Origin of the sequence: Kitasatospora sp. NPDC059648 (genome assembly GCF_042734825.1) — a bacterium.
Lineage (GTDB): Bacteria > Actinomycetota > Actinomycetes > Streptomycetales > Streptomycetaceae > Kitasatospora.
In genome coordinates this window covers 232,053-249,776 of sequence record NZ_JBHWDU010000002.1, presented here as the reverse complement: position 1 = coordinate 249,776, position 17,724 = coordinate 232,053, and the positions used below count along the sequence as shown (strand labels likewise).

Sequence of the window (17,724 nt, the reverse complement as noted above, 5' to 3'; positions counted from 1 at the left end):
CGGCTCCGCGTCGGCCCCGCGGTCGGGCCCGGCCCCGGCCGCGCCCCCCCCCCCGGGGGGGGGCCCCGCCCCCGGGGGGGGGGGGGGCGGGGCCGACCCTCTCCGGTCACTCCAGTCTGCGCCGGAACCGGGCGGTGGTCACCCTGAGTGGCCGTTCGCCGGAGGGCCGGGCCGCGGAGGGTCAGCCCTGGGTGCGGGCCACGCCGATCGGGCAGGAGGCGCCGGTACCACCCAGACCGCAGTACCCGTTGGGGTTCTTGGCGTCCGACAGGTACTGCTGGTGGTACGGCTCGGCCGGGAAGAACGGACCGGCCGGGGCGATCTCGGTGGTGATCGGGCCGTAACCGAGCGCGGTCAGCGCGGGCTGGAAGGCGTCCCGGCTGGCGGTCGCGGCGGCGGCCTGGGCGGCGGAGTGGGTGTAGACCGCGGAGCGGTACTGGGTGCCCACGTCATTGCCCTGGCGGTTGCCCTGGGTCGGGTCGTGGGCCTCCCAGAAGGTCTTCAGCAGCTGCTCGTAGGAGGTCACCGCCGGGTCGAACACCACCCGGACCGCCTCGGTGTGGCCGGTCAGCCCGCTGCACACCTCCTCGTACGTCGGGTTCGGCGTGTGACCGCCCTGGTAGCCGACCAGCGTCGTCCAGACGCCGGGCAGCCGCCAGAACGTGCGCTCGGCGCCCCAGAAGCAGCCCAGGCCGAAATCGGCCACCTCCAGCCCCTCCGGGTACGGGCCGGTGAGCGGGTGGCCGAGCACGGTGTGCGGCTCGGTCAGGGTGAAACCCGGGGCCTGGCGGCCGGGCAGCGCCTGGTCGGCGGGGACGAGCGAGGTCTTGTGGCGGTTGAACAGCACGGCCTGCTCCAGCGGGGTAGGAAGGGTTGCCCAGGATTCAACGCACCGGACGGCCCGCGGATTCCGTCCGCCGATTCCGGCGAGCACGCGGCCGTACGGCCGTTAGGCTCGGAGCCATGACCGAGCACCAGCTTCCCCACGGCTTCGAGACCCTCGCCATCCACGCGGGTCAGGAAGCAGACCCCCAGACCGGGGCCGTCGTCACGCCCATCTACCAGGTGTCCACCTACAAGCAGGACGGGGTGGGTGGCCTGCGGGGCGGCTACGAGTACAGCCGCAGCGCCAACCCGACCCGCACCGCGCTGGAGGAGTGCCTCGCGGCGCTGGAGGGCGGCGCCCGCGGCCTCGCCTTCGCCTCCGGCCTGGCGGCCGAGGACACCCTGCTGCGCACCATCCTCAAGCCGGGCGACCACATCGTGATCCCCAACGACGCCTACGGCGGCACCTTCCGGCTGTTCGCCAAGGTGCTGACCCGCTGGGGCGTCGAGTTCTCCGTCGCCAACACCCAGAAGCTGGACGACGTCCGGGCCGCGCTGCGCCCCAACACCCGCGCGGTGTGGGTGGAGACCCCCTCCAACCCGCTGCTGGGCATCACCGACCTGGCCGGGCTCGCCGAGGTCGCGCACGGCGCCGGCGCGCTGCTCGTGGTCGACAACACCTTCGCCAGCCCGTACCTGCAGCAGCCGATCTCGCTCGGTGCGGACGCGGTCGTGCACTCCACCACCAAGTACATGGGCGGCCACTCGGACGTGGTCGGCGGTGCGCTGGTGCTGGCCGACGCGGGCCTCGGCGAGGAGGTCGCGTACCACCAGAACGCCATGGGCGCCGTCTCCGGGCCGTTCGACGCCTGGCTGGTGCTGCGCGGCATCAAGACCCTGGGCGTCCGGATGGACCGGCACAGCTCCAACGCCGAGAAGGTCGCCGAGCTGCTGAGCAGCCACCCCAAGGTCAGCCAGGTGCTCTACCCGGGCCTGCCCGAGCACCCCGGCCACGACATCGCCGCCAAGCAGATGAAGGCCTTCGGCGGCATGGTCTCGTTCCGGGTCGCCGGTGGCGAGGAGGCGGCCGTCGAGGTCTGCAACCGCGCGCAGCTGTTCACCCTGGGCGAGTCGCTGGGCGGCGTGGAGTCGCTGATCGAGCACCCGGGCCGGATGACCCACGCCTCGGCGGCCGGTTCGCCGCTGGAGGTGCCGGCCGACCTGGTGCGCGTCTCGGTGGGCATCGAGTCCGTCGACGACCTGCTGGCCGACCTCAAGCAGGCGCTCGGCTGAGGGCACCGGCGCTCGTCACTGCCCCTGCTGGTCCGCCGTGTACGACTCCATCGCGAGGTTGAAGCGGGCCAGCAGGGCGCAGAACGCCTGTTGCTCCTCGGGCGGCCAGTCGGCCGTCAGGCGGCGGGTCAACTCGGCCCGCCCGTCCCGGACTTCGGCCAGCCGGCCGGTGCCGCAGGAGGTCAGTGCGAGCCGTACCGCGCGGCGGTCGGCCGGGTCCTGCACCCGGCCGACCAGCCCGGCCGCGACCAGCGGGGCGACCTGGCGGGTCACCGTGGAGGAGTCCACGCCGAGCGCCTCGGCCAGCGCCTTGACGTTCGCCGGCCCGTGCCGCTCCAGGCGGTCGAGCAGCAGGTAGGCGGCCCGGTCCAGCGTGCCGATGCCGCCACTGGTCCGGACCTGTTCCATCCGGCGGGCGAACACCGCCAGCTGGTACTGGAGTTGGGTGTGCACGGGCTCGGTTCGGTCGGTGGCCTGGGGCGAGGTCGTCGTCATCGCGGCTCACGATCGTCATGCGGTGAGAGAAGCTCAGAACCAGCAGCGTACGCGGGCGGAGCGGGCCCGGGAACAGGCCCGACGTCCCCGATGTGGGGTGCGGGGCGCCCGGGTGCACCCCGTGCGGGCCAGGCCGGGCGTGCGGCGCCGGGGCACGCACCTCGCCGCGTTGTCGTCGGTCGCCGATACTCCGTGACTCCCTCCTCCGCCTTGCGATGCACGCACCCCGACGCCGCACGCTGATCCGGCCTGCCCCGCACGGGGCGCCCTAGGCTGGGACCATGCACAACTGGCCGATCACCCTCGACGACGTCCGCGGCGCCCAGAAGATGCTCGCCGGGGTCGCCCGGGTGACCCCGATGGAGGGCAGCCGGCACCTGTCCGGGCTGATCGGCGCGCCGGTGCACCTGAAGTGCGAGAACCTCCAGCGCACCGGCTCCTTCAAGCTGCGCGGGGCGTACGTGCGGATCGCGGGACTCTCGCCGGTGCAGCGGGCCGGCGGGGTGGTGGCGGCGAGCGCCGGGAACCACGCCCAGGGGGTGGCGCTGGCGGCCTCGCTGCTGGGGGTGCGCTCGACCGTGTTCATGCCGGTCGCGGCGCCGCTGCCCAAGGTCGCGGCCACCCGTGAGTACGGCGCCGAGGTGCGGCTGCACGGCACCACCGTGGACGAGGCGCTGCAGGCCGCGCAGCGGTACTCGGAGGCGACCGGAGCGGTGTTCATCCACCCCTTCGACCACTGGGACGTGGTCACCGGCCAGGCGACCGTCGGCCTGGAGATCCTGGAGCAGTGTCCCGAGGTGCGCACCATCCTGGTCGGGGTGGGAGGCGGCGGACTGCTGGCCGGGATCGCGGCGGCGGTCAAGCCGCTGCGGCCGGACGTCCGGGTGGTCGGGGTGCAGGCGGCGGCCGCGGCCGCGTACCCGCCCTCGCTGGCGGCAGGGCGGCCGGTGACGCTGGAGCACTTCGCCACCATGGCTGACGGGATCATGGTCGGGCGCCCCGGGGACATTCCCTTCGAGGTGGTCAACACCCTGGCGGACGGCATCCGGACGGTCTCCGAGGACGGCCTGTCACGGGCCCTGCTGCTCGGCCTGGAGCGGCTGAAGCTGGTGGTCGAGCCGGCCGGGGCGGCGCCGATCGCGGCGCTGCTGGAGCAGCCGGACTCCTTCGAGGGCCCGGTGGTGGCGGTGCTGTCCGGCGGCAACATCGACCCCCAGCTGATGCAGCGGGTGCTGCGGCACGGCCTGGCGGCGGCCGGGCGCTACCTGTCGCTGCGGGTGCGGCTGGCGGACAAGCCGGGCTCGCTGGCGGACCTGCTGGGGGTGCTGACCAGGGTGGACGCCAACGTCCTGGACGTCGCGCACGTCCGGACCGACCCGCGGCTGGGGCTGACCGAGGTCGAGGTGGACCTGCACCTGGAGACCAAGGGGCCGGAGCACTGCGCGCTGGTGGTGGGTGAGCTGCGGGACGCGGGGTACGTGGTCGCGGGCTGAGCGCCTCCGGCCGCCGGCCCGGGCCCTTGCCCGAAGTCCCCTCCCCGCTTCGGAATCCCTTCCCCGAATTCCCTTGACGCGATGTATCGCGAGTTGTCACACTCGCGATACATCGCGTTCTGTTTCGGTCATCGGGACCGAGTCGCCTGCGCGCCCGGAAGAGGCACAAAGTGGGGCAGATCGCTCACATTCGTCCGAGGAGATGAGGCAGGCCATGGCGCCAGCCATCCAAGCCGAGAACCTGGTCAAGACCTTCGGCGACGTACGGGCCCTGGACGGCGTCAGCCTCGACGTCCCCGAGGGCACGGTGCTCGGGCTGCTCGGCCCGAACGGGGCCGGCAAGACCACCACCGTGCGCGTCCTCACCACCCTGCTCCGCCCGGACTCCGGCCGCGCGGTGGTGGCCGGGGTCGACGTCCTCGAACACCCGGACCGGGTCCGCAGCCTGATCGGGCTGTCCGGCCAGTACGCGGCCGTCGACGAGTACCTGACCGGCTTCGAGAACCTCACCATGGTCGGCGAGCTGTACCAGATGCGCACCCGCGACGCGAAGGCCCGGGCGCTGGAGCTGCTGGAGTGGTTCAACCTCACCGAGGCCAAGGACCGCACCGCCAAGACGTACTCCGGCGGCATGCGCCGCCGCCTCGACCTCGCCGCCGCACTGGTCGTCCGGCCGCCGGTGATGTTCCTGGACGAGCCGACCACCGGGCTCGACCCGCGCAACCGGCTCGCGCTCTGGGAGGTCATCGAGACCCTGGTCGAGCAGGGCACCACGCTGCTGCTGACCACCCAGTACCTGGAGGAGGCCGACCGGCTCGCCCACGACATCGCGGTGGTCGACCAGGGCCGGGTGATCGCCCGTGGCACGGCCGACCAGCTCAAGGCGCAGATCGGCGGTGAGCGGATCGAGGTCGTGGTGCACGACCCGGGCCTGGTCACGGACGCGGTGGCGGCGCTGTCCGGGTACGCGCTCGGCGAGCCGACCGTCGAGAGGAACACCCGGAAGATCACCGTGCCGGTCAGCGGCGGCGCCCGGCTGCTCGCCGACGCGATCCGCGAACTGGACGGCCGGGGCATCGAGATCGACGACATCGGCCTGCGGCGCCCGACCCTGGACGACGTCTTCCTCACCCTCACCGGGCACGTCGCCGAGGTGGTCGAGGAGGACGGCGGCGCCGGCGCCACGGGTCGCGGCCGGGGCGGCCGTGGCCGCGGGAGGGGCGGCGGCGCGGGCGGCGCGGGCGGCGACGGTGACGACGGCGGTCGGGGACCGGACCAGCAACAGGCCGTCACGGCCGGAACGGAGCGCTGAGATGAGCGCCAGCACCGTCACCGAGCACGCCATCGGCGGGCAGGCGCCGACGCCGCGCCGGGGCCTGTCCGCGACCCTGCACGACTCCTGGGTGGTCGCCAAGCGAAATTTGCGCAGGATGTCCAGGATTCCCGAGATCGTGGTGTTCGGGCTCATGCAGCCGGTCATGTTCGTGCTGCTGTTCTCGTACGTCATGGGCGGGGCGATCAAGATCCCCGGGGCGAACTCCAGCTCCGACACGTACATCCAGTTCCTGATGGCCGGCATCTTCGCCCAGACCGTCACCTTCGCCACCGCCGGCGCCTCGGCCGGCATCGCGGAGGACATGACCAAGGGCCTGGTGGACCGCTTCCGTTCGCTGCCGATGGCCCGCTCGGCGGTGCTGGTCGGCCGCACCCTGGCGGACCTGTGCCAGACCGCGTTCACCCTGGTCGTGCTGGCGCTGGTCGCGCTGGCGGTCGGCTGGCGGATCCACGACGGGGTGCTCGGCGCGCTCGGCGCCTTCGGCCTGCTGCTCCTGCTCGGCTACGCCTTCTCCTGGATCGGTGCGCTGATCGGACTGTCGGTGCGCAGCCCCGAGGCGGCCACCTCGGCCGGGCTGATCTGGCTGTTCCCGCTGACCTTCGTGTCCAACGCCTTCGTGCCGGTCAGCTCGATGCCGGACTGGCTGCGGGGCGTCGCGTACTGGAACCCGTTCAGCGCGACGGTGCAGGCCTGCCGGGACCTCTTCGGCAACCAGATCGGACCGGTGGACAGCGCCTGGCCGATGCAGCACGCGGCGCTGGTGTCGGTGCTGTGGTCATCGGTGATCACGGCGGTGTTCTCCTGGCTGTCGGTGCGCAGGTACCGCTCGGCCGTGGGGTGAGCCGCGGTGGGGAAGCCGCGGTGGCGCGAATCCTGGTGGGGCGAATCCTGTCGGGGTGAAACGTCACCGCGGGAAACGCCCGAGGGCGGCCGCGGAGTCCTTTCGGGCTCCGCGGCCGCCCTCGGCGGTGGTCGGGGTCGGGTCAGCCGGCGTGCGGCACGACCTTGACGATCTTCACCATGGCCGGCTTGCCGTTCGGCAGCTCGTAGGTGGCCTCGTCGCCGATCTTCTTGCCGTCGATCGCGCGGCCCAGCGGCGACTGCGGCGAGTAGACGTCCAGGTCGTCGGCGCCCGCCACCTCGCGCGAGGCGAGCAGGAACTCCATGAGGTCGTCCTCGTCGCCGTCGAAGGCGACCGTGACGACCATGCCCGGGGCCACCACGCCGGAGTCGGCCGGGGCCTCGCCGACCTTGGCGCGCTCCAGCAGCTGGGTCAGCTGGCGGATGCGCAGCTCGTACTTGCCCTGCTCCTCCTTCGCCGCGTGGTAGCCGGCGTTCTCCTTGAGGTCGCCCTCCTCGCGCGCCGCCTCGATCTTCTGGGCGATCTCGATGCGCCAGGGCCCGGTCAGGTGATCCAGCTCGGCCTTGAGCTGGTCGTAGCCGGCCTGAGTGAGCCAGGTCACGTTCTCACTGGTCTGGGTCACAGGTGCTCCTCGTAGGTGCTGGGGCTGTGCTGAGGGTGTGAGTCGTCAGCAGGGTCGTCGGTGATATCGGTCGTAACTACAAAGCAACGCCCGCTCCCGTACCATCCGGTGCGGAAGGGGCGAAACCACGAGCCTAACAAGTCCTGCCGACAAGCGGGAGAGGCGTTGTCGCGGCATTGACGGTGGCGTTACGCCACGGTGTACAGGAACCGGGTGCGGGACTTCCTACGGATGCCCGTTCCGCCGGGCGAGTATGCGTCCCCGGGGCGTTCCGGGCCCACTTCCCACCCCGCGCCCCGCGCCTTTCCGGCCCGCCCCCGCGCTTTTCCGGCCGGGCGTGCCGCGCGTGTCGCGCCCGCGCGTCGCTCGTTTCCCGTCGGCCCGCCGTTCACTTCGCCGGGGTGCAGCCCAGCAGCTCGGCGGTGGTGCCGCGGGCGGTGGTGCGCAGGGTGACGGTGGCGTCGTAGCTCGACCCGGCCGCCGGGACCGGGAAGTCGGCCACCCCGACCACCGCGTGGTCGTCGCTCTGCGAGCGGACCGTGCAGGTGCCGGCCGTACCGTCGCTCTTGCTCACCGACAGGTGCAGCTGCACCTCGGAGTCGGAGAGCACCTGGAAGGTCGGCACCGAGCCGTTGATCTTCGACTCGCGCAGCAGGTAGGAGCCGCCCAGCCAGGCGATCAGCCCCAGCCCGAGCACGCCGCAGACCGCGCCGGCCACCTTCAGGCGGCGGTCCGACTCGCCGTCGCCGCGCCGGCCGTAGCGTCCCTCGGGCAGCTGCGTGGCGGTGCTCTGTGCCGTCATCGGACTCCGTCCTCTCCTAGGGAGGGGCCGCGCGGGCGGTGCAGGGGAATGCGACGGTCCTCCAGTCCGTCACTATAGGAGGGGCACGCCCGCGGCCGGTCCGGCGGGGGCGGGGCTCGGCCGCGCCGGAGACCGGCGCCGCAGGCCGGCCTTGCGGCGACGCGGTCCCGAAGTGAGCGGTTCGTACGGTGGGCAGACCCGACTTCGCGGAACGCCCGATGATGTGGAAGGAACGCAAGGCGTTGACTGAGCAGTTGCGACTGATGGCGGTGCACGCCCACCCGGACGACGAGTCCAGCAAGGGCGCGGCCACCATGGCCATGTACGTCGAGCAGGGTGTGGACGTGCTCGTGGCCACCTGCACGGGGGGCGAGCGCGGGTCGGTTCTCAACCCCAAGCTCCAGGGGGACCCGTACATCGAGGAGAACATCCACGAGGTGCGCCGCAAGGAGATGGACGAGGCGCGGGCGATCCTCGGCGTCAGGCAGGCCTGGCTGGGGTTCGTCGACTCCGGCCTGCCGGAGGGCGACCCGCTGCCCCCGCTGCCCGAGGGCTGCTTCGCCCTGGAGGACGTCAAGGAGGCGGCCGAGCCGCTGGTCCGGCTGATCCGCGAGTTCAAGCCGCAGGTCATCACGACCTACGACGAGAACGGCGGCTACCCGCACCCGGACCACATCATGACCCACAAGATCACCATGCTGGCCTTCGACGCCGCGGGCGACCCGGACGCCTACCCCGGGGCCGGTGAGCCCTGGCAGCCGCTCAAGCTCTACTACAACCACGGCTTCCCGATGGGCCGCATCCGCGCGCTGCACCAGTACCTCACCGAGCACGGCCACGACTCCCCGTACGGCGAGTGGATCGCCGGCTGGGAGAAGAGCGGCCGCAAGGAGCGCGAGATCACCACCCGGGTCCGCTGCGACGACTGGTTCGAGACCCGCGACCGCGCGCTGATCGCCCACGCCACCCAGATCGACCCGGACGGCCCGTGGTTCCGCGTCCCGCTGGAGGTCCAGCGCGAGGTCTGGCCCACCGAGGACTACGAGCTCGCCCGTACCCTGATTGACGTGGACCTCCCGGAGGACGACCTGTTCGCCGGACTGCGCACCCCCACCCTGGCGGCCGAGGCCGTCGACGCACGCGACTGACCCACCCCCGACGGCCCGGCTCGGCGTGAGCCGGGCCACCATAGAGATATGAGCGCCCCCGTGAACCTCATCCACCTCGCCGCTGACCTCGCCGTCGACGACGCCAAGGTCACCCCCGGTCTCCTCGGCTTCGTCGTCTTCGCCGCCCTCGGCGTGGCGACGTGGTTCCTGGCCAAGTCGATGAACCGGCAGTTCAAGAAGGTCGACTTCACGGAGGAGCCGGAAGCCCCGAAGGAGTGACCCACGCCGCCCGGCCCCCGCTCCCCGTCCGCGGGGGGCCGGACGGCGGCGGCGGACGCGGCGAGGTGCGGTGCGGGCCTGACGCGTGGGCGGCGGTGGATGCGCGAGGATGGGGGGCATGCCGAACCGTCTCGCGGACGCGACCTCGCCGTACCTGCTGCAGCATGCCGAGAATCCGGTCGACTGGTGGCCGTGGGGGCCGGAGGCCTTCGAGGAGGCGCGGCGGCGCGGGGTGCCGGTGCTGCTGAGCGTGGGGTACGCGGCTTGCCACTGGTGTCATGTGATGGCGCACGAGAGCTTCGAGGACGCCGGGCTCGCCGGGTACCTGAACGAGCGGTTCGTCGCGGTCAAGGTGGACCGGGAGGAACGGCCGGACGTCGACGCGGTGTACATGGAGGCCGTGCAGGCGGCGACCGGGCAGGGCGGCTGGCCGATGACGGTCTTCCTCACGCCCGAGAAGGAGCCGTTCTACTTCGGCACCTACTTCCCGCCGCAGCCCCGGCACGGGATGCCGTCCTTCCGGCAGGTGCTGGAGGGCGTGGACGCGGCCTGGCGGGACCGGCGGCAGGAGGTCGGGGAGGTCGCCGGGCGGATCCGGGCCGACCTGGCCGAGCGGGCCGCCGTCTACTCCGCCGGTGCCCACCACCCGCCGGGGGACGCCGACCTGCACCAGGCGCTGGTCGCACTCAGCCGGGACTTCGACCAGACCCGCGGCGGCTTCGGCGGGGCGCCCAAGTTCCCGCCGGCCATGGTGATCGAGTTCCTGCTGCGCCACCACGCCCGGACCGGTTCGGAGGCGGCGCTGGAGATGGCCGTCCGCACCGGCGAGGCGATGGCCCGCGGCGGCATCCACGACCAGCTCGGCGGCGGATTCGCCCGGTACGCGGTGGACGCCGGCTGGGTGGTGCCGCACTTCGAGAAGATGCTGTACGACAACGCCCTGCTGCTGCGGGTCTACCTGCACCTGTGGCGGGCCACCGGCTCCGAACTCGCCCGCCGGGTCGCGCTGTCGACGGCCGACTTCCTGCTGCGCGAACTCCGTACGCCCGAGGGCGCGTTCGCCTCCGCGCTGGACGCGGACAGCCTGGACGAGGAGACCGGCGCCTCCGCCGAGGGCGCCTACTACGTCTGGGAGCCCGGCCAGTTGGTCGATCTGCTCGGCCCCGCCGACGCGGCCACCGCCGCCCGGCTGTTCACCGTCACCGCCGACGGCACCTTCGAGCACGGCACCTCCGTTCTCCAACTCCTCGCGGACCCGGAGGACTTCGCCGAGTACGAGGAGATCCGGCGCCGGATGTTCGAGGCGCGGGCCGCCCGGCCCGCGCCCGCCCGGGACGACAAGGTGGTCGCCGCCTGGAACGGCCTCGCCATCGCCGCACTCGCCGAGACCGGCGCCCTGCTCGACCGCCCCGACCTCGTCGAGGCCGCCGAACGGGCCGCCGACCTGCTGCTCGCCGTCCACCTGACCCCCGACGGGCGGCTGCTGCGCACCTCCCGGGACGGCCGGCCCGGGACCAACGCCGGCGTCCTGGAGGACTACGCGGACACCGCCGAGGGCTTCCTCGCGCTGTACGCCGTCACCGGCGAGGCGGAGTGGCTCCAGCTGGCGGGCGGACTGCTCGACACCGTGCTCAAGCACTTCGCCGACGAGGCCTCCGGCGCCCTCTACGACACCGCGGACGACGCCGAGGAACTCATCCGCCGCCCCCAGGATCCGACCGACAACGCCACCCCCTCCGGCTGGACCGCCGCTGCCGGAGCCCTGCTCGGCTACGCCGCGTACACCGGCTCCGACCGGCACCGGACGGCCGCCGAACGTGCCCTCGGCATCGTCGGCGCACTGGCGGGACGGGCTCCGCGGTTCATCGGCTGGGGCCTCGCCGTCGCCGAGGCGCTGCAGGACGGGCCGCGCGAGGTCGCCGTCGTCGGCCCGGCCGACGACCCGGCCACCGCTGCGCTGCGCCGGGCCGCGCTGCTGGGCACGGCGCCCGGGGCGGTGGTCGCGGTCGGCGTACCGGGGGAGGCCGCCGCCGAGGTGCCGCTGCTGGCGGACCGGCCGCTGGTCGGCGGCGCGCCCGCCGCCTACGTCTGCCGGCACTTCGCCTGCGAGGCGCCGACCACCGACCCCGCCGTGCTCGGCGCGCGGCTGGGGGTCGTACTCGAATAACCGTTGGCGGACGGGCGTCGAGCGGGGCGAGGATGGGTCATGACGTGGACCCTGAGCACTTCGCTCGACGACTTCCGCAGTCGGGCGGACGCCTTCCTGGCCGCCCGCCCCGCCGAGAACACCGTCCTGATCACCATCGCCCACCGGCTCGCCGAGGCCGGGCTCGACGTGTTCGGGGAGCGCCCGCCGGTCTTCGGCTGGTGGCAGGCCGAGTCGGACGGCCCGGTCGGGGGCGCCTTCCTCCAGACGCCGCCGTTCGCCCCGAGGCTCTCCGGCATGCCGCAGGCGGCGGCCGCCGAACTGGCGGTCCGGCTGGCAGCGGCCGGGGCCGGGTTCACCGAGGTCGCCGGGGTCGGCGGGGGAACGGAACAGGTCCGGGCCTTCGCCGAGGCCTGGACGGCCGCCACCGGCGCCGGGCAGTCCGTCCGGGTCGAGGAACGGCTCTACCGGCTCGGCGAGTTGACCGACCCGCCGCCCGCCACGGAGCAGCCCAGCGCACGTCGCGGTCGCTTCACCCGCGCTGACCCTGCAGCTTGACGCCGGTGGTCGTGTTGGCCACCGGACTGGGGCTGTTCTACGACGGGTACGGGCCGATGGCGCTGAAAGACCGCAACACCGCCCAGCTGAGCCCGGGTGAGGCGAAGGCGGAGCTGGATGGCAGTTTGCAGACGGCCATGGAGGCGATCGTTCCCCCTATGGCTTACTCCGGCGGGTTCTACGCCGTGGACCGCGGGCCGGAGCACGCCGACGGCGAGCCGAGCCTGTTGTCGGGCGTCAGGGAGGTGGTCTCCGTCCGGACGAAGGTGAGCCCCGCGAAGGTGCCGGTGCTGCTGGACCGGATGAAGCAGGTCTGGGGCGGACAGTGCCGACCCGAAGTCAGCGGGGAATCAGGGACGAAGCGCTATACGGATCTGGACTGTTCCGGGCACGGAGACACCCTGTTCACGCTGTCGGTGGTCAGTTCGACGACGGACTCGACCGTACAGGTGCTCATGAGCGCAGAGGCGTTCATGGTGCGCTACCAGCCCGGAAGGGATTACGGCGCCCCTCCGGTCGGCGAGCGGCCGACCGGACACGAGCCCGTCCCCGACCTCGACGACCCATATTGGTCGCACTGACCGCCGCCCTCACTCCCAGTCCCAGCGGATCCCCAGGATGCAGGGCCGTACCGCCGTCGCGACCAGGTGAACGCAGTGGTGGCCGTCGAGGGTCAACTCCTCGGTTTCGTAGGGAACTTCGCCGGGCGAACGGAGGGCGAAGCGGTGGCAGCGAACGGGAAGGGCGGCGGGGTGGAAGGTGATCTGGAGGACGTACTGGCCGGCGCCGGAGTTGAAGCCGCGGACGTACTCGCAGCTGGGGTCGGGGGAGGGGGCGTCGTCGAAGCCGTAGCCGAGGAGGTGGGTGTCGCCGGCCCGGAGGCGGCGGTCGAGGAGGAGTTCGGCGGCGAGGAGGTGGTGGGTGCGGTCGCGGCGGACGCGGCCGGGGCGGCAGTTCTCCTCGGCGCGGACGCCGACCAGGGTGATGTCGCTGCCTGGGTCGCCCTGGTAGAGGGCGAGGTAGCGGTCGATGCCGTCGCGGTGGGCGCGCAGGGCGTGCTGGGAGTCGCGGCGGGCGACTTGGCGGTCGGGGCCGATCCGGACGCGTTCGATGTGCGTGATGGTGTGCAGGGCGGTGTCGCGGGGGCTGGCCAGGCCGGCGAGCAGGTGGTCGACGGCGGTGGCCGGGGAGATCAGGTCGCGGTACGGGCGTACGGGCGGTCCGGCGGGGGTGGTGGCGCGGCGGGGGCCGAGGAGCCGGGTGAGGGAGTGTTCGGGCAGGTCGAGGACGTCTTCGAGGGCGGCGACGGCGCGCAGTGACTCGGGGCGTTCCGGGCGGCGACGGCCCTGTTGCCAGTAACTGAGGCTGGTCAGACCGATGTTGACGCCGCGCAGGGCGAGGTGGCGGCGGATGCGGTGGAGGGCCAGGCCGCGGGTGGCGATGGCGGTGCGCAGGGCGAGGTGGAAGGGGCCGGTGCGCAGGGCGGCGGCGAGGTCGGCTGGTTCGCTTCGTTGGATGGCTGCCTCCTGGCTGGTACTGATCCGGCGCGGACCGGGTTTTGACCGTGAATATTCACATCCGTGCGCCGGTTTGTCATCGGCCCGGGCGTCTCGCGCTGCGGTTTCCCGGGCGCCGTTCACATCCGGGCCGCTCCGTTCACACCGTGATCGGGGCCGTGCGGGGCCGTTGACCAGCCACCGACAACGGCGCGATGCTCAGGGCGCGATCCGGACCGCAACCCCCACACAGCACCTCGCTCCACGTGCAAGGAGGCATCCCCCCATGCCAGTTCCACGGATACGGCTGCGCCGTGCGGTCGCCGTGCTCGCCCTGGGTGTGCTGGGTCCGGCGCTCACCGCGGCGGCGAGCACCCCCGCGGCCGCCGCCCCCACCGCCCCCACCGCCGCCCGGGAACGGACCGCGCACCAGGTCCGCCCGGCGGCAGCGCCCGGCAGTACGGCCGACCTGGCCGGCACGTACAAGAGGCTCAACATCACCATGCAGCAGCAACAGCAGACCAACTGGTGCTGGGCGGCGAGCGGCAACACCATCGCCACCTGGTTCGGCTACAACTACAGCCAGAACCAGTTCTGCAACGCCGCGTTCGGCCGTTCGACCGACTCCAGCTGCCCCAACAGCCAGGCCTCGCTGGCCGACGTGCAGAACGCGCTGGACTGGGTCGGCATCAACCCGGGCTCCTACGTCACCGGGTACCTGCGCTACAGCACCGTGCAGTCCGAGGTGGACGCCAACCGGCCGGTCGAGACGCGCATCCAGTGGAGCTCTGGCGGCGGGCACATGCACGTCCTGTACGGCTACGACACCGGCAACAACTGGGTCTACTGGGGCGACCCGTGGCCGTCCAACTACCGCTACAACTGGGCGGACTACTGGTACTACGTGAACAACGACACGTTCTCGTGGACCCACTCCCTGTACCGGATCGGCGCGTGAGGACGACCATGACCGAGCTCAGCAAGGGCCGCCGGGCCGCCGTCACCGCCCTGCTCGCCACCGGCCTCGCGCTGGTGACCGCCCAGGCCGCGCACGCCGACCCCGCGGCACACTCCGACCCCGCCGCCCGGGGCGCCGCCTCCGCCCAGGGCGCCCCCGAACCGGTGCCGGCCGCCGACCTGGTCCGGGCCCACAGCGCCGTCCAGGACCCGACGGTGCTCGACAAGGTGGGCCACTTCTTCGCCCGCAGGGGCGTGCCGCCGACCCAGCAGCTGAGCATCGGCGCCGCGGAGGAGGCGAAGGCAGCCCAGGACGCGGCGCCCCGCCTGGCCGGGGACACCGTGCCGGTCTACACCCTGGACGCCGGTTTCGTGGCCGGGACCCCGGGCGCCCCGGTGGCGAAGGCCGAGTTCACGGCGAGCAAGGTGGTCGCGGCGGACGGCCAGACCGCCTCGGTCTGGACGGTCCGGCAGGGCGGATCCTGGCGGGTCGTCAACATCGCCTCCGGCGGCGACGAGAGCGACTACGCGGCGAAGGCGGCGGACGGCGGCGGCGGTACGGCCTTCCGGGAACCGCAGGTCAACGCCTGGTACGTGCTGAGAGACGGCCGGGTGCTGCCGCTGGACGACGAGGCCCGGCGCTCGGTCGGCGCGGGCGGGGTGTCGCTGGCCGCGTACCAGGAGCTGGTGCACCAGCGGTACGGGGACAAGCTGCCCGGCTCGGCGTACGACCGGGAGGGCAAGGGCGGCGGCTACCAGCTGGACGCCGCCGCGGACGCCGCACCGCAGGCCGCGGCAGCCGACGACTCGGCGATCCCGGCCGTGACGGCGGCCGCGGCGCTGGGCGCCACCGCGCTGGCGGCCGCAGGCGCGGCCGTGGTGCTGCGGCGGAGGCGGGCGACCCGCTGATCGGGCGGACACCCGTCGGGGCCCGGCTCACCGGGCCGGGCCCCGAACCGCGTCGTGCCGGGGCGTGATCCGCGCAGACCGGCTCACACCCCGGCGAACCCGCTCTCCAGCAGCGCGAAGGCGCGGTCGACCAGGTCGGCGATGTCCTCCCGGCCGTCGCCCGCGGCCCACTGGAGCACGGCCTCGGTGGTGGCGGCGCCGATGGCGGCGGCGGTGACCCGCATGGCGTACGTGGGTTCGTCGAGGCCGGACCGTCGGGTGAGGACGTCGAGGTAGAGCTCGTGCGGGCTGTTGCCGGTCCGGAACAGTCCGGCGCGCAGCGCGGGGACCTGGGCGACCAGCCGCATCCGGGTCAGCAGTTCCCGGCGTTCGTGCTGGAGCAGGGCTCGGATCAGACCGATGAGCGCCTCCCGGCAGGACCGCAGGAACGGTTCGTCGGCCGGGCGGGCCATCAGGGAGGCGGTCATCGCCGGGTCGTACTCGTCGGTGAGGACGAGGTCCTCCTTGGTGACGAAGTACCGGAAGAAGGTGGAGGGGGAGATCTCGGCGGCGGCCGCGATCTGCTCCACCGTGGTGTTCTCGTAGCCCTGTTCGACGAACAGCCGGTAGGCCTCGCGGCGCACGGTCTGCCGGGTCTTGAGCTTCTTGCGCTCGCGCAGCGACAGCGGCGCCTCCAGCAGCGCCTGGACCGGGTTGGTCGGGGCGTCCGGGAGGGTCGCGTTCGGCTGCTCGGGCGTCATGTCCCCGATTATCGGCGATCTCCGGCGCCGGCGGGTCGGGCGGCCGGTCCGGCCTCCGCCGCGTCCCCGCTCGCGGGCTCGACGGCGGGCATCCGGGCGGCGACCAGCACCGCCGAGCCGACCGCGACCAGCCCGGCGACCAGCAGCACCACCGTCATGCCGTGCACGTACGCCGTGTGCGCGGCGGCGCTGAGCGCCGGCCGTCCGGCCTCCCGGGCGATGGCGTCGGCGGCGACCACCGACTTCCCGGCCCGGTGGACCGCCTCGGCCGGCAGTCCGCCGGTGTCGAGCGCGCCCCGGTAGGCCCCGGCGAGCAGGCTGCCGAAGGCGGCGATCCCGATGGCACCGCCGACCTGCCGCAGGGTCTGGAGCAGCCCGGAGCCGACTCCGGCGCGGGCGGGCGGCAGGGTGATCAGGGCGGAGGACTGGGCGGTGATCAGCGACAGGCCCATGCCCACGCCGAGGACGGTGAGCCATACCGCGGTCCGCCCGTACCCGTCGGAGCCGTCGGTACGGCTGCCGAACAGCAGCGCGGCACCGAGCAGGACCAGGCCGAGGGCGATCACCGCGCGGGCGCCGATCCGGGCCACCAGCGGCTCGGTGAACCTGGCGGCGGCCATCAGCCCGAGCATCATCGGCATCAGCCGCAACCCGGAGCCGAGGGCGTCGGTGCCGAGCACGCTCTGGAAGTAGAGCGGCAGGACGAAGAAGGCGCCGAACAGGACGAGCGAGATCAGCGTCGCGGCGACCGAGGGCCAGCGGAAGGCCGGGTCGGCGAGCAGGGCGAGGTCGAGCATCGGATCGCGCTGGCGGCGGCTGCGCAGCACCAGGGCGGTGAGCAGGACGATCGAGCCGATCAGGGTGGCGAGCACCAGCGGATCGGTCCAGCCGCGGTCGGAGCCCGCGATGATGCCGTAGGTGAGCGCACCGAGCCCGGTGGCGGCGAGCACGGTGCCGGGCAGGTCCATCCGGGGCGCGGCGGGGTTGCGGCTCTCGGGCAGCAGCAGGACGCAGGCGACGATGCCGATCACGGCCAGCGGGACGTTGACGGCGAAGACCGAGCCCCACCAGAAGTGCTGGAGCAGCAGGCCGCCGATCAGCGGTCCGAGCGGGGCGCCGCCGGCGATGGCGGTGGTGAGGATCGCGGTGGCCCGGCGCCGTTCGGCGGCAGGGAAGATCGCGGGGATCACCGCGAGCGACATCGGCATGACCAGCGCCCCGGCCAGGCCCATCGCGGCGCGGGCGGCGACCAGGGTGCCGGGGGAGTCGGCGAGCATCCCGATGGCCGAGGCGAGTCCGAACAGGGCGAGGCCGGCGGTGAGGGTTCGGCGGCGGCCGTAGCGGTCGCCGAGCAGGCCGGCCGGGAGCATCACGGCGGCGAAGACCAGCGTGTAGGCGTCGACGATCCACTGCTGCTGACCGGTGGTTGCCTGCAGCTGTGCGGCCAGGGTGGGCAGGGCGACGTTGAGGATCGTCATGTCGAAGCTGATCACCAGGACGCTCAGCGCGACGGCGACCAGGGCGAGCCTGCGGCGCGGGTCGGCGGGCGCACCGGACGGCTCGGGAGCGGGGGGAGCGGGTGGGGGCGGAGCGGCGGGCACGACGGCCTCCAGGGCCTTCTTTGAAAGTCTCTGTCAAATGACAGTAACTCTCAAAAGAGCTCGACCGTCAATACAAAGGAATGGTGACCATCTGATGACTCTCCGCGGCGCGTCCGGGAAGTGCTGCTTCCGCACGAGGAATTGACGCAACGTTGATCTGTCGTTCGCCGCCACGGGGCGGTGCCGGGTGACTGTGGGTAG

General features: G+C 73.1%; 18 protein-coding genes. 11 read left to right on the top strand and 7 right to left on the bottom strand.

The genetic code is table 11. From position 1 onward, the window contains the following. Nucleotides 1-181 precede the first annotated feature (181 nt). Nucleotides 182-847: a peptide-methionine (S)-S-oxide reductase MsrA gene (gene msrA, locus ACFV1W_RS02710; protein ID WP_380412413.1), complete on the bottom strand. Its 666-nt coding sequence runs from the start codon at nt 845-847 to the stop codon at nt 182-184. Nucleotides 848-963: 116 nt separating this feature from the next. On the opposite strand from msrA, the gene ACFV1W_RS02705 reads away from it, so the two are divergent. After that, the gene (locus ACFV1W_RS02705; RefSeq protein WP_380412411.1) at nt 964-2,118 is read left to right on the top strand and encodes a cystathionine gamma-synthase; all 1,155 of its coding nucleotides are present in this window, start codon (nt 964-966) and stop codon (nt 2,116-2,118) included. 15 nt (nt 2,119-2,133) lie between these two features. Here ACFV1W_RS02705 and ACFV1W_RS02700 read toward each other — a convergent pair whose 3' ends face one another. Next, a complete protein-coding gene (locus ACFV1W_RS02700; RefSeq protein WP_380412409.1) occupies nt 2,134-2,613 on the bottom strand; it encodes a MarR family winged helix-turn-helix transcriptional regulator in 480 nt (159 codons plus the stop codon). Nucleotides 2,614-2,894: 281 nt separating this feature from the next. Here ACFV1W_RS02700 and ilvA point away from each other — a divergent pair, with 281 nt between their 5' ends. From ilvA to ACFV1W_RS02685, 3 genes are all read left to right on the top strand, one after another. Then, nucleotides 2,895-4,106, top strand: coding sequence for a threonine ammonia-lyase (gene ilvA, locus ACFV1W_RS02695; RefSeq protein WP_380412407.1), 1,212 nt, complete (start codon nt 2,895-2,897; stop codon nt 4,104-4,106). A 214-nt stretch (nt 4,107-4,320) separates the two neighbouring features. Continuing rightward, nucleotides 4,321-5,418, top strand: a complete 1,098-nt coding sequence (locus ACFV1W_RS02690) for an ATP-binding cassette domain-containing protein (protein WP_380412405.1) — start codon at nt 4,321-4,323, stop codon at nt 5,416-5,418. A 1-nt stretch (nt 5,419) separates the two neighbouring features. Next, nucleotides 5,420-6,283 carry an ABC transporter permease gene (locus tag ACFV1W_RS02685; protein WP_380412403.1) on the top strand — a complete coding sequence of 288 codons (864 nt, stop codon included), beginning with the start codon at nt 5,420-5,422 and terminating at the stop codon, nt 6,281-6,283. A 142-nt stretch (nt 6,284-6,425) separates the two neighbouring features. On the opposite strand, the gene greA is transcribed toward ACFV1W_RS02685, so the two are convergent. Both greA and ACFV1W_RS02675 read right to left on the bottom strand, forming a co-directional pair. Further along, nucleotides 6,426-6,926, bottom strand: coding sequence for a transcription elongation factor GreA (gene greA / locus ACFV1W_RS02680; protein ID WP_030286600.1), 501 nt, complete (start codon nt 6,924-6,926; stop codon nt 6,426-6,428). 388 nt (nt 6,927-7,314) lie between these two features. Further along, nucleotides 7,315-7,728, bottom strand: coding sequence for a DUF4307 domain-containing protein (locus ACFV1W_RS02675; protein WP_380412401.1), 414 nt, complete (start codon nt 7,726-7,728; stop codon nt 7,315-7,317). 242 nt (nt 7,729-7,970) lie between these two features. Here ACFV1W_RS02675 and mca point away from each other — a divergent pair, with 242 nt between their 5' ends. The 5 genes from mca (at nt 7,971) to ACFV1W_RS02650 (ending at nt 12,401) form a co-directional block, all read left to right on the top strand. Then, on the top strand, nt 7,971-8,876 hold the full coding sequence (gene mca, locus ACFV1W_RS02670) for a mycothiol conjugate amidase Mca (protein ID WP_380412400.1): 906 nt from the start codon (nt 7,971-7,973) through the stop codon (nt 8,874-8,876). A 48-nt stretch (nt 8,877-8,924) separates the two neighbouring features. Beyond that, on the top strand, nt 8,925-9,116 hold the full coding sequence (locus ACFV1W_RS02665; RefSeq protein WP_270144532.1) for a hypothetical protein: 192 nt from the start codon (nt 8,925-8,927) through the stop codon (nt 9,114-9,116). Nucleotides 9,117-9,234: 118 nt separating this feature from the next. After that, nucleotides 9,235-11,283 (top strand): thioredoxin domain-containing protein, encoded by a 2,049-nt coding sequence (locus ACFV1W_RS02660; protein WP_380412398.1) that lies wholly within the window; start codon nt 9,235-9,237, stop codon nt 11,281-11,283. A 39-nt stretch (nt 11,284-11,322) separates the two neighbouring features. Next, the gene (locus ACFV1W_RS02655; RefSeq protein WP_380412397.1) at nt 11,323-11,820 is read left to right on the top strand and encodes a hypothetical protein; all 498 of its coding nucleotides are present in this window, start codon (nt 11,323-11,325) and stop codon (nt 11,818-11,820) included. A 5-nt stretch (nt 11,821-11,825) separates the two neighbouring features. Further along, a complete protein-coding gene (locus ACFV1W_RS02650) occupies nt 11,826-12,401 on the top strand; it encodes a hypothetical protein (protein ID WP_380412395.1) in 576 nt (191 codons plus the stop codon). A 9-nt stretch (nt 12,402-12,410) separates the two neighbouring features. Here the strand turns inward: ACFV1W_RS02650 and ACFV1W_RS02645 are convergent, their stop codons facing one another. Then, nucleotides 12,411-13,337: a hypothetical protein gene (locus tag ACFV1W_RS02645; RefSeq protein WP_380412453.1), complete on the bottom strand. Its 927-nt coding sequence runs from the start codon at nt 13,335-13,337 to the stop codon at nt 12,411-12,413. Between the two features lie 265 nt (nt 13,338-13,602). Between ACFV1W_RS02645 and ACFV1W_RS02640 the strand changes: the two genes are divergently transcribed. Both ACFV1W_RS02640 and ACFV1W_RS02635 read left to right on the top strand, forming a co-directional pair. Further along, entirely contained in the window at nt 13,603-14,274 is a 672-nt protein-coding gene (locus ACFV1W_RS02640) for a papain-like cysteine protease family protein (RefSeq protein ID WP_380412394.1), read from the top strand. 8 nt (nt 14,275-14,282) lie between these two features. Continuing rightward, nucleotides 14,283-15,182 carry a hypothetical protein gene (locus tag ACFV1W_RS02635; RefSeq protein WP_380412392.1) on the top strand — a complete coding sequence of 300 codons (900 nt, stop codon included), beginning with the start codon at nt 14,283-14,285 and terminating at the stop codon, nt 15,180-15,182. An 83-nt stretch (nt 15,183-15,265) separates the two neighbouring features. Here ACFV1W_RS02635 and ACFV1W_RS02630 read toward each other — a convergent pair whose 3' ends face one another. Further along, nucleotides 15,266-15,922, bottom strand: a complete 657-nt coding sequence (locus ACFV1W_RS02630; protein ID WP_380412390.1) for a TetR family transcriptional regulator — start codon at nt 15,920-15,922, stop codon at nt 15,266-15,268. A gap of 8 nt (nt 15,923-15,930) precedes the next feature. Beyond that, entirely contained in the window at nt 15,931-17,523 is a 1,593-nt protein-coding gene (locus ACFV1W_RS02625) for an MFS transporter (protein WP_380412387.1), read from the bottom strand. Nucleotides 17,524-17,724 lie beyond the last annotated feature (201 nt).

Coding starts and splice junctions, on each gene's coding strand:
- ACFV1W_RS02705 (WP_380412411.1), top strand. CDS start 964: ATGACCGAGCACCAGCTTCCCCACGGCTTCGAGACCCTCGCCATCCAC.
- ACFV1W_RS02700 (WP_380412409.1), bottom strand. CDS start 2,613: ATGACGACGACCTCGCCCCAGGCCACCGACCGAACCGAGCCCGTGCAC.
- ilvA (WP_380412407.1), top strand. CDS start 2,895: ATGCACAACTGGCCGATCACCCTCGACGACGTCCGCGGCGCCCAGAAG.
- ACFV1W_RS02690 (WP_380412405.1), top strand. CDS start 4,321: ATGGCGCCAGCCATCCAAGCCGAGAACCTGGTCAAGACCTTCGGCGAC.
- ACFV1W_RS02685 (WP_380412403.1), top strand. CDS start 5,420: ATGAGCGCCAGCACCGTCACCGAGCACGCCATCGGCGGGCAGGCGCCG.
- ACFV1W_RS02675 (WP_380412401.1), bottom strand. CDS start 7,728: ATGACGGCACAGAGCACCGCCACGCAGCTGCCCGAGGGACGCTACGGC.
- ACFV1W_RS02665 (WP_270144532.1), top strand. CDS start 8,925: ATGAGCGCCCCCGTGAACCTCATCCACCTCGCCGCTGACCTCGCCGTC.
- ACFV1W_RS02660 (WP_380412398.1), top strand. CDS start 9,235: ATGCCGAACCGTCTCGCGGACGCGACCTCGCCGTACCTGCTGCAGCAT.
- ACFV1W_RS02655 (WP_380412397.1), top strand. CDS start 11,323: ATGACGTGGACCCTGAGCACTTCGCTCGACGACTTCCGCAGTCGGGCG.
- ACFV1W_RS02640 (WP_380412394.1), top strand. CDS start 13,603: ATGCCAGTTCCACGGATACGGCTGCGCCGTGCGGTCGCCGTGCTCGCC.
- ACFV1W_RS02635 (WP_380412392.1), top strand. CDS start 14,283: ATGACCGAGCTCAGCAAGGGCCGCCGGGCCGCCGTCACCGCCCTGCTC.
- ACFV1W_RS02630 (WP_380412390.1), bottom strand. CDS start 15,922: ATGACGCCCGAGCAGCCGAACGCGACCCTCCCGGACGCCCCGACCAAC.